Raw genomic sequence first — 8525 nt, forward strand, 5'->3', positions numbered from 1 at the left:
AATTCCCCCTCTCCCCTCCGGGGAGAGGGCCGGGGTGAGGGGGACTCCCTCTCCCCTCCGGGGAGAGGGTTGGGGTGAGGGGGTCTGGCCTTCCCCGCGCGTCCGGCAAAAGCGCATCCCCCTCACCCTCCCCTCTCCCCGGAGGGGAGAGGGAAAAATCAAATCCCCCTGACCCAGGAGACCACCGATGGCGGCCGACGCCGAGAAGCCGATCCCCCGGGCCACCTACCGCGTGCAGCTGCGCGCCGAATTCGGGTTCGACCGCACCGCCGAGATCGCCGACTACATGGCGCGGCTGGGCGTCAGTCACCTCTACGCCTCGCCCTACATGAAGGCACGGCCGGGCAGCACCCACGGCTATGACATCGTCGACCACAACGCCCTGAACCCGGAACTGGGCGATCCCGCCGCCTTCCAGGCGCTGGTGGAGGCGCTGCGCCGCAGCGGGCTGGGGCAGGTGCTCGACTTCGTGCCGAACCACATGGGCGTGGGCGGGTCGGACAACGCGTGGTGGCTCGACGTGCTGGAATGGGGACCGGACAGCCCCTTCGCCGGCTATTTCGACATCGAGTGGGAGCCCGACCGCCGCTACCTGCAAGGCAAGGTGCTGGTGCCGATGCTGGGCGACCAGTACGGCGCCGTGCTGGAATCCGGCGCGCTGGAGCTGCGCTTCGACGCGGAGGCCGGCGGCTTCGCGGTCTGGGCCTACGGCACGCACAAGCTGCCGATCCGGCCCGCCGACTACGGCGCCATCCTCGGCACCGAGCATCCGGAGCTGGAGAGCATCGGCGACGCCTTTCAGCATTTGGACTACGTCCACCCCCACCAGGTCCGCCGCTCCGCCGCCCTGAAGGCGGAGCTGGCCGCCCTGGTCGCCAACCAGCCGGACGTGGCGGAGGCGGTGCAGCGCCGCCTGAAGCGCTTCCAGGGCGAACCCGGCGAACCGGAGAGCTGGAGCCGCCTGAACGACCTGATCGCCAACCAGCACTGGCGCGCCGCTTATTTCAAGGTCGCGGCAGACGACATCAACTACCGTCGATTCTTCAACATCAACGAGCTGGCCGGCCTGCGCATGGAGGAGCCGGAGCTGTTCGACGTCGCCCACCGCTTCGTCCTCAGCCTCGTGGACAACGGCACGCTGGACGGCATCCGCATCGACCACATTGACGGCCTCTACGACCCCAAAGGCTATTGCGAGCGGCTGACCCAGGCGGCGTCCCGCCCCTTCTACCTCGTGGTCGAGAAGATCCTGGCGCGCCACGAGCGCCTGCGCGAGGACTGGCCGATCGACGGCACCACCGGCTACGAGTTCGCCAACCTGCTGGGCGGGCTGTTCGTCGATCCGAACACGGAAGAGGCTTTCACCCGCCTCTACGCCGACTTCACCGGCCGTGGCGACAACTTCGAGGATGTGGTGCGGACCAGCAAAATCCGCATCATGGAAAGCGAGATGGCGAGCGAGCTGCACGTCCTGTCCCGGCAGGCGGCGCGCATAGCCCGGTCCAACCCGCGCACGGCCGACTTCACCGCCAACATCCTGCACCAAGCGCTGAAGGAGACCATCGCCCGCTTCCCCGTCTACCGCACCTACGTGGACAGCCGGAACTGCGACGGCCACCTGTCGGACCTGGACCGGCGCGACATCGACTGGGCCATCGCCCAGGCGCGGCGGATCGAACAGGGGCCGGACGATTCCGTCTATGACTTCCTGCAACGGCTGCTGACCGGCGATCTGGTGGGCGAGCCGCACAGCGGCTACAGCCGGCAGCAGGTGCTGCGCTTCGCCATGCGGTTCCAGCAGTACAGCGGCCCGGTGATGGCCAAGGGGCTGGAGGACACGGCCTTCTACCGCTACAACCGACTGGTCGCTTTGAACGAGGTCGGCGGCCATCCCGACCATTTCGGCGTCAGCGTCTCCGCCTTCCACCGCGCCAACCAGGACCGGGCGACCCGCTGGCCGCACGCCATGCTGGGCACCACCACCCACGACACCAAGCGCGGCGAGGACACGCGCGCCCGCCTCTACGCCCTGTCCGAGATGCCGGACGAATGGGAGCGGCAAATCCAGACCTGGAGCCGCCTGCTGCGCGCCCGGCGCGGCGACGTGGAGGGCACCGCCCCGCCCGACCGCAACGACGAGTATCTGTTCTACCAGCTGCTGCTCGGCGCTTGGCCGGCGGAGCTGACGGGGGTGGATCCCTCCAGCCTCGATCCCCATACGATGACCGAGTTCGCGGAGCGCATCGCCGGCGCCATGACCAAGTCGATGCGCGAGGCCAAGGTCCACACCACCTGGGCCGCCCCGAACGAAGCCTATGAGAGCGCGATGTTGAGCTTCGTCCACGACGCGCTGGACGTGACGCGCAGCAACGCCTTCTTCGATGCCTTCCTGCCCTTCCAGGCCCAGCTTGCCCGCATCGGCATGGTCAACGGCCTCAGCCAGACCCTGCTGAAGCTGACCGCCCCCGGCGTGCCGGACGTCTACCAGGGCTGCGAGCTGTGGAACTTCAGCCTCGTCGATCCCGACAACCGCCGCCCCGTCGACTACGCCGCCCGCCGCGCCCTGCTGGACGAGGTGGAGGGCGCCGACATCGCCGGCCTGTTCAACCGCTGGCAGGACGGTGCCGTGAAGCTGGCCCTGACCCGGCGGGTGCTCGCCCTGCGCGCCGACAAGGCCGCGCTGTTCCGCGATGGCGCTTACGAAGCGCTGGAGGCTGCCGGCACCCGCGCGGAGCATGTGGTCGCCTTCGCCCGCACGCTGGCCGACGACGCCGTGGTGGTCGCCACACCCCGCCTGATGGGGTCGCTCGGCGAGCGTCCGGACTGGGGCGACACCTCCGTCCCCCTGCCGCGCGGCCAGCGCTGGCGCAACGCCCTCACCGGCGCGACGCTGGAAGCCGACGGAGCGGTCACCGCCGCCGCGCTGTTCCAAGACTTCCCGGTGGCGCTGTTGGTCCGGGAGGAATAGGCAAAGTTCATCTTCAAGCAGACTGCCTTGACAACCCCTCGCCCGGCTCCGCCGGGAGAGGGAGGAGCCCGCGCCGAAGGCGTGGGAGGGTGAGGGAAAGGTTTTGCCGAGAATCGAGGTGAAGCTGACGCAGGATTCTCGGGTCAACCTTGCCCTCACCCTCCCATGCTTCGCATGGGCCCCTCCCTCTCCCATCGGAGATGGGCGAGGGAATTTCAAACCGGAGACACGGAGCCATGCAGCACCAGCTCGTGCCGCTCGACCATGGGTGGATCGAGGACACCCCCGCCAAGCCCGCGGTCTTCGGAACCGTCCTCTCCGGCGACCCGCAGGAAAGCTTCCTGAACCTCTATGACGGCCATGCCGAGCGCTTCGCCTGCGGGGTGTGGCAATGCACGCCCGGCATCGTCGCCATGAAGGACTGGCCCTACGACGAGCTGTGCGTGCTGCTGGCCGGGCGGGTGGTGATCACGCCCGAGGGCGGGTCGCCGCAGGAATACCGGCAGGGCGACGCCTTCGCGATTCCGAAGGGCTTCACCGGCACCTGGGACATCCGGGAAACGATCCGCAAATACTACGCGATCCAGAAACCACGCAGTCGGGCCGAGGCGATGAAGCGCATCGTCCTCGGCCCCTTGCGGCTGACCCTAAAGCTTATTCGGCGCGGGTCAGCCAACACTCACTGAGCAGCCATCACTGACCGGTGCCGCCGGCCCCGCCGGAAGCGCCGCCCGAGCCGGTCCCGGCGCCCGACGAGCCGCTGGCACCGCTGGAGGTGCCGGCCCCGCCCATGCCGGTGGAGCCGCTGGTGCCGGAGCCGCTGCCCATGGAACTGCCGCTCGACCCGCTGCTCATGCCCGAGGAGCCGCCGCTCGACGAGCCGCCGCTGCTACCCGACGAGCCGCTCATCCCCGAACCGCTCATCCCCGACGAACCTGACGTCCCACTCGACGAGCCGCTGGTGCCGGCGCCGGAGCGGCAGGACGGGTCCGTGCTGCCGGGCGGGCAGGCCACCGTGCTGCCGGAGGCTCCCGTGCTGCCGCTCTTCCCACCGGTGCCGCTCGTTCCCGCGGCCAGCGCCGGCCCGGCCAGGAGGGCAAGCGCCGTCGCGGCGCCGATCATCCAACGATTCATAACCCCATCCTTTCATCGCGGCCCCCCTTGACGGGAGGCGAATTCATGGCGGGAAGAACAAGAAAGGGCGAAGATCGTCGCGAAGGGATTGGCCGAATCTTCCGGTAGAGCGTTAACCCAAAGACAGGGGTTTGAACGGAAGAAGGAAACGACCGTCCCATGAATCCCTTTCTCGCCGGTGCGCTCGCCGGGCTCGCGGCGACGGTGCCGATGACCTGGGCGATGAACCGGCTGCACCGCCAGTTGCCGGAGCGGGCGCGCTATCCCCTGCCGCCACGCCTGATCACCGAGCGCGTCGCCACCGAGGCCGGGGTCGGCGACGCCATGACCGAACGCCAGCACGAACTGCTCGCGCTGGCCGGCCACTACGCCTACGGCGCTGCGACCGGGGCCGGCTTCGCGCCGGTGTTGCGGGCGGTCGGCGGGGCGCCGGTGGCGACGGGGGTGGCCTACGGGCTGGGAGTCTGGGCGGCGAGCTATCTGGGCTGGATTCCCGCCGTCGGCATCCTGCGTCCGGCGACGGAGCATCCGGCGGAGCGCGTCGGCATGATGCTGGCCGCACATGTGGTGTGGGGCGGGGCCACCGGCTATTTGACGGCCCGCCTGTCGGACTGGGGGACGGAGCGCTCCCCCGCGCGCGGAGCCTGGACCGCACGGCGCGTCCGGGGCACCGACTTGGCCACGGAAAGCGCCGCTCCCGAGCAGCATCGCGACCATGGCCGGGCGTCCATCCCGGCCTGAAACTGTTAACGCACCAAGCCACAAACCCAAGGAGGGGAGACGACCATGAGCAACCATCGCCAATGGGTCGAGCTGGACCCGACCAACGGTGCGACCTCGGACAAGCCCCAGGACGCGCCCGCCGGCCCCGTCGAGGACCCGGCCGTCGAGGGAATCGGCACCGACCAGCCGGGCGGCGATCCCGCCATCGCGGACGAGGTCGTGGCCCCCGACCAGAACGCCGGAATCAGCCGCTGATTCGGCGCTGATCCGCCGCACGGCTTCCAGACGCAGGGTCCTGCCGCAGGACGGCCCGCCCTCTACCCCCGCCGCAGCAGGTGTTGCGGGGACGGCTGCGGTTGCGTGGTCTGTTGCGTGGTCTGCTGCGCGCGGCCCGGCCGGCCGAACAGCTCCAGCGCCGCCGGGATGGAGGACGGGCGCAGGCCCGCCAGGATCTCGCCGACCACGCCCACGGCGTCGACCAACTCGTTGGGCATCACCGGCTTGCGCAGCAGTCCGAGCGCGAAGTCGCGCGCGTCCTCCGCGCGGTGGTCGAAGCCGGTGATCAGCACCGAGGGGATGGCGCAATCCTCCCACAGCTTGCGGGCCAGCGTCAGGCCGTTCTCCCCCCCGGCCAGATAGACGTCCACCAGCGCGAGGTCCGGCCGCTCGCGGGGGCCGATCCGCGCGGCTTTGTTGGCGTCACGCACCGGCCCGACGACCGTGTATCCGGCGTTCTCCAGAACCGCCTTCACAGCCGGCCCGATCAACGGGTCGTCCTCGACCACAAGCAACTTCACGGCATCACGTCCTTACTGGCTTCGGGCTCCGGGGCGGCCTCTCGGGCCACCCTGACCCGAAGCGCCCATGTTTGTCCATCCGGTGCCACGATCAAGGGGTCGAAGGTGTAGGGCCTTCCGGGCAGGGGAAACCTGCGCCCTCCCCCAGTGTTGGGCCAATCTGCAACAGGCGCAACCGCTGTGGGAGCCACGCATGAAATTCGTCGAATTCGCCGACCGGGCCGGAGCCACCGTTCTGGTCAACCCCGTCGGCGTGCTGTACCTGCGCCAAGTGGACGACAACCGGACGGAGCTGGTCTTCGCCGGCCGCGCCGAGCCGCTGATGGTCACCGCTCCCCTGGACGAGGTCGCGCAGACCCTGGAGTCGGCCGCGCCGGAACCGCCGGAGCCGACGACCATGGCCCTGGTCTCGTGACCGGTGGCCCATCCTCCAGAATGGGGCGCCCCCTCTCCCCAGGCCGGGAAGAGGGAGGCCTTCGGCGCCTACACGTCGTAGATCGGTCCCGGAGTCGTCTTGTTCTTGCCGCCGTGCTTCTGCTCTTCCTTGTCGGTCAGCTCCGCTTCGCCGCCCTGGTCGGGCTTTGCCGTGCCCTGCTGGCTCTCGTCGATCTTGCCCGATTCGGGAGTCTGGGTCTTGCGCTCGTCGGCCATGGTGTTTCTCGCTTTGGTTGGCGTTCGCTACGATCAACATTCCCCTGGCCGTTGTGTTGCACCGCTCCCGTGTTCCCACCGGAGGGCTGGTCCGCGCACGGCGCGGGTTGCCTGCGGCGGCGCGATCGCACACCTTTGACGGGAAACACACGGAAGGACCGCCATGATCGACCTCCACTACTGGCCGACCCCCAACGGTCACAAGATCACGATGTTCCTGGAGGAAGCAGGGCTGGACTACACGATCCACCCCGTGGACATCTCCGCCGGCGACCAGTTCAAGCCGGAGTTCCTGGCCTTCTCCCCCAACAACCGCATGCCGGCCATCATCGACCGGGCGCCGGCGGACGGAGGCGAGCCGATTTCCGTCTTCGAGTCGGGCGCCATCCTGACCTATCTGGGCGAGAAGACCGGCCGGTTCCTGCCCAAAGACGTGCGCGGCCGCAAGACGGTGCTGGAGTGGCTGTTCTGGCAGGTCGGCGGGCTCGGGCCGATGGCCGGGCAGAACCACCATTTCGTCCAGTACGCGCCGGAGCAGATCCCCTACGCCATCGACCGCTACGTGAAGGAGACCAACCGTCTCTACGGCGTGCTGAACAAGCGGCTGAAGGACCGCGCCTTCATCGCGGGCGACGATTACACCATCGCCGACATGGCCTGTTACCCCTGGATCGTCCCGCACGAGCGCCAGCGCCAGGACTTGAGCGACTTCCCCGAGCTGAAGCGCTGGTTCGAGGCCATCCAGGCCCGCCCGGCGACCATCCGCGCCTATGAGAAGGGCAAGGCGGTGTCCACCCGCCCGTCGGTCACCGAAGAGAGCAAGAAAATCCTGTTCGGCCAGACCGCGTCCAACGTGAAGGGCTGAAACAATCCCCTCTCCCTCCGGGGAGAGGGGAAGCGCCTACGTCCCCACGCCCAGCCCCAGCGACATCATCCGCTCGTACAGCGACGCGCGGGAGATGCCGAGCAGCTTCGCGGCGCGGGCCTTCACCCCGCCCGTCTGCTCCAGCGCCGCCGTGATGGCCGTCCGTTCGGCCGCGTGCAGCACCTCCGACAGGGGCCGCCCTTCGAAAGACGCGCTTTGCGAGGCAGCAGTGGGGCGGCCCGCCGGCACCCGCAGCACACTGCGCACCAGATCGCCGTTCAGCACCGGCGCGTCGGTCATGGCAGTCACCCGCTCCAGCAGGTTGGTCAGCTCCCGCACGTTGCCGGGCCAGTCGTGGGCGCGCAGCGCCGCCAGCGCCGAGTCGGTCAGCTCGCGCGGCGGGCCGCCCTGCTGGAGGGCGAGCTGTTCGAGAATCCGGTCGGCGAGGCTTTCGATGTCCTCCGGCCGTTCGCGGAGCGGCGGCAGGGTGATCGGCACGACGTTCAGGCGGTAGTAGAGGTCGGCGCGGAACTGCTTCTCCCGCACCAGCGCGTCGAGGTCGCGGCTGGTCGCGGCGATGATGCGCACGTCCACCCGCACCACCTTGTTGGAGCCGAGCGGCTCGATCTCCCGTTCCTGCAACACGCGCAGCAGCTTGGCCTGGAGCGGCAGCGGCATGTCGCCGATCTCGTCCAGGAACAGCGTGCCGCCGTTGGCGAGCTGGAACTTGCCTTCGCGCAGCTTCCGGTCGGCGCCGGTGTAGGCGCCGGGGGCGACGCCGAAGAACTCCGCCTCCAGCAGGCTTTCCGGGATGGCGGCCACGTTGATGCCGACGAAGGGCCGGTCGGCGCGCGGGCTGGCCGCGTGGATGGCCTGGGCCAGCATCTCCTTGCCCGTCCCAGTCTCGCCCAGCAGCAGCACGGTGCTGTCCATCTGCGCCGCCCGCCGGCCGAGCCGCTTGATCTCCCGCACCGCCTCGCTGACGCCGAGGAATTGGGAGAAGGAGTATTTGGCCCGCCGCTCCTCCGCCAGTTCCTGCTGGGTGCGGGTCAGCTCCTCCTGGGCCTTCTGGTATTTGGAGACGAGCGGGCGCAACTGCTCCGCCCGGTCGAACAGCACGAAGCCCAGCGCGCCGATCACCGCACCGTCCGCGTCCTTCAGCGGCAGGCGCGACACGACGAAGGAGCGGTCGCCGAACTCCATGATGTCCACCATCATGGGCTGGCCCGTCTCCATGGTGCGGCGAAGCTGGCTGGCGGGGATGACCTCCTCCACCGGCTTGCCGAGCGGGTCGTCCTTGATGCGCAGCAGCGCCTTGTACTTGTCGTCCATCCAGGCGATGCGGGCGTGGGGGGGGGGGGGGGGGGGGGGGGGGGGGGGGGGGGGG

10 protein-coding genes are annotated in these 8525 nt (G+C 69.4%); 6 read left to right on the plus strand and 4 right to left on the minus strand.

The window, feature by feature from the left end; translation table 11 throughout:
• Positions 1–187 precede the first annotated feature (187 nt).
• Complete coding sequence (gene treY / locus ACSVC7_RS26250) at positions 188–2968, plus strand: malto-oligosyltrehalose synthase (protein ID WP_448206338.1); 2781 nt, start codon at positions 188–190, stop codon at positions 2966–2968.
• A 236-nt stretch (positions 2969–3204) separates the two neighbouring features.
• A complete protein-coding gene (locus tag ACSVC7_RS26255) occupies positions 3205–3654 on the plus strand; it encodes a cupin domain-containing protein (protein WP_448206337.1) in 450 nt (149 codons plus the stop codon).
• Between the two features lie 7 nt (positions 3655–3661).
• Here ACSVC7_RS26255 and ACSVC7_RS26260 read toward each other — a convergent pair whose 3' ends face one another.
• On the minus strand, positions 3662–4102 hold the full coding sequence (locus ACSVC7_RS26260; RefSeq protein WP_483508841.1) for a hypothetical protein: 441 nt from the start codon (positions 4100–4102) through the stop codon (positions 3662–3664).
• A 159-nt stretch (positions 4103–4261) separates the two neighbouring features.
• Between ACSVC7_RS26260 and ACSVC7_RS26265 the strand changes: the two genes are divergently transcribed.
• Positions 4262–4843, plus strand: a complete 582-nt coding sequence (locus tag ACSVC7_RS26265) for a hypothetical protein (RefSeq protein WP_448206335.1) — start codon at positions 4262–4264, stop codon at positions 4841–4843.
• Positions 4844–4888: 45 nt separating this feature from the next.
• A complete protein-coding gene (locus ACSVC7_RS26270; protein ID WP_448206334.1) occupies positions 4889–5080 on the plus strand; it encodes a hypothetical protein in 192 nt (63 codons plus the stop codon).
• Between the two features lie 62 nt (positions 5081–5142).
• Here ACSVC7_RS26270 and ACSVC7_RS26275 read toward each other — a convergent pair whose 3' ends face one another.
• Positions 5143–5622, minus strand: coding sequence for a response regulator (locus tag ACSVC7_RS26275; RefSeq protein WP_448206333.1), 480 nt, complete (start codon positions 5620–5622; stop codon positions 5143–5145).
• Positions 5623–5815: 193 nt separating this feature from the next.
• On the opposite strand from ACSVC7_RS26275, the gene ACSVC7_RS26280 reads away from it, so the two are divergent.
• On the plus strand, positions 5816–6037 hold the full coding sequence (locus ACSVC7_RS26280) for a hypothetical protein (protein ID WP_448206332.1): 222 nt from the start codon (positions 5816–5818) through the stop codon (positions 6035–6037).
• A gap of 68 nt (positions 6038–6105) precedes the next feature.
• Here ACSVC7_RS26280 and ACSVC7_RS26285 read toward each other — a convergent pair whose 3' ends face one another.
• Complete coding sequence (locus ACSVC7_RS26285; RefSeq protein WP_448206331.1) at positions 6106–6273, minus strand: hypothetical protein; 168 nt, start codon at positions 6271–6273, stop codon at positions 6106–6108.
• Positions 6274–6436: 163 nt separating this feature from the next.
• Between ACSVC7_RS26285 and ACSVC7_RS26290 the strand changes: the two genes are divergently transcribed.
• On the plus strand, positions 6437–7138 hold the full coding sequence (locus ACSVC7_RS26290; RefSeq protein WP_448206330.1) for a glutathione binding-like protein: 702 nt from the start codon (positions 6437–6439) through the stop codon (positions 7136–7138).
• Between the two features lie 36 nt (positions 7139–7174).
• On the opposite strand, the gene ACSVC7_RS26295 is transcribed toward ACSVC7_RS26290, so the two are convergent.
• Complete coding sequence (locus tag ACSVC7_RS26295) at positions 7175–8470, minus strand: sigma-54 interaction domain-containing protein (RefSeq protein ID WP_483508843.1); 1296 nt, start codon at positions 8468–8470, stop codon at positions 7175–7177.
• Between the last annotated feature and the right edge of the window lie 55 nt (positions 8471–8525).

The sequence above is a fragment of the Azospirillum mesophilum genome, assembly GCF_053470405.2.

Coding starts and splice junctions, on each gene's coding strand:
- ACSVC7_RS26280 (WP_448206332.1), top strand. CDS start 5,816: ATGAAATTCGTCGAATTCGCCGACCGGGCCGGAGCCACCGTTCTGGTC.
- ACSVC7_RS26295 (WP_483508843.1), bottom strand. CDS start 8,470: ATGGACGACAAGTACAAGGCGCTGCTGCGCATCAAGGACGACCCGCTC.
- ACSVC7_RS26285 (WP_448206331.1), bottom strand. CDS start 6,273: ATGGCCGACGAGCGCAAGACCCAGACTCCCGAATCGGGCAAGATCGAC.
- treY (WP_448206338.1), top strand. CDS start 188: ATGGCGGCCGACGCCGAGAAGCCGATCCCCCGGGCCACCTACCGCGTG.
- ACSVC7_RS26265 (WP_448206335.1), top strand. CDS start 4,262: ATGAATCCCTTTCTCGCCGGTGCGCTCGCCGGGCTCGCGGCGACGGTG.
- ACSVC7_RS26290 (WP_448206330.1), top strand. CDS start 6,437: ATGATCGACCTCCACTACTGGCCGACCCCCAACGGTCACAAGATCACG.
- ACSVC7_RS26260 (WP_483508841.1), bottom strand. CDS start 4,102: ATGAATCGTTGGATGATCGGCGCCGCGACGGCGCTTGCCCTCCTGGCC.
- ACSVC7_RS26255 (WP_448206337.1), top strand. CDS start 3,205: ATGCAGCACCAGCTCGTGCCGCTCGACCATGGGTGGATCGAGGACACC.
- ACSVC7_RS26270 (WP_448206334.1), top strand. CDS start 4,889: ATGAGCAACCATCGCCAATGGGTCGAGCTGGACCCGACCAACGGTGCG.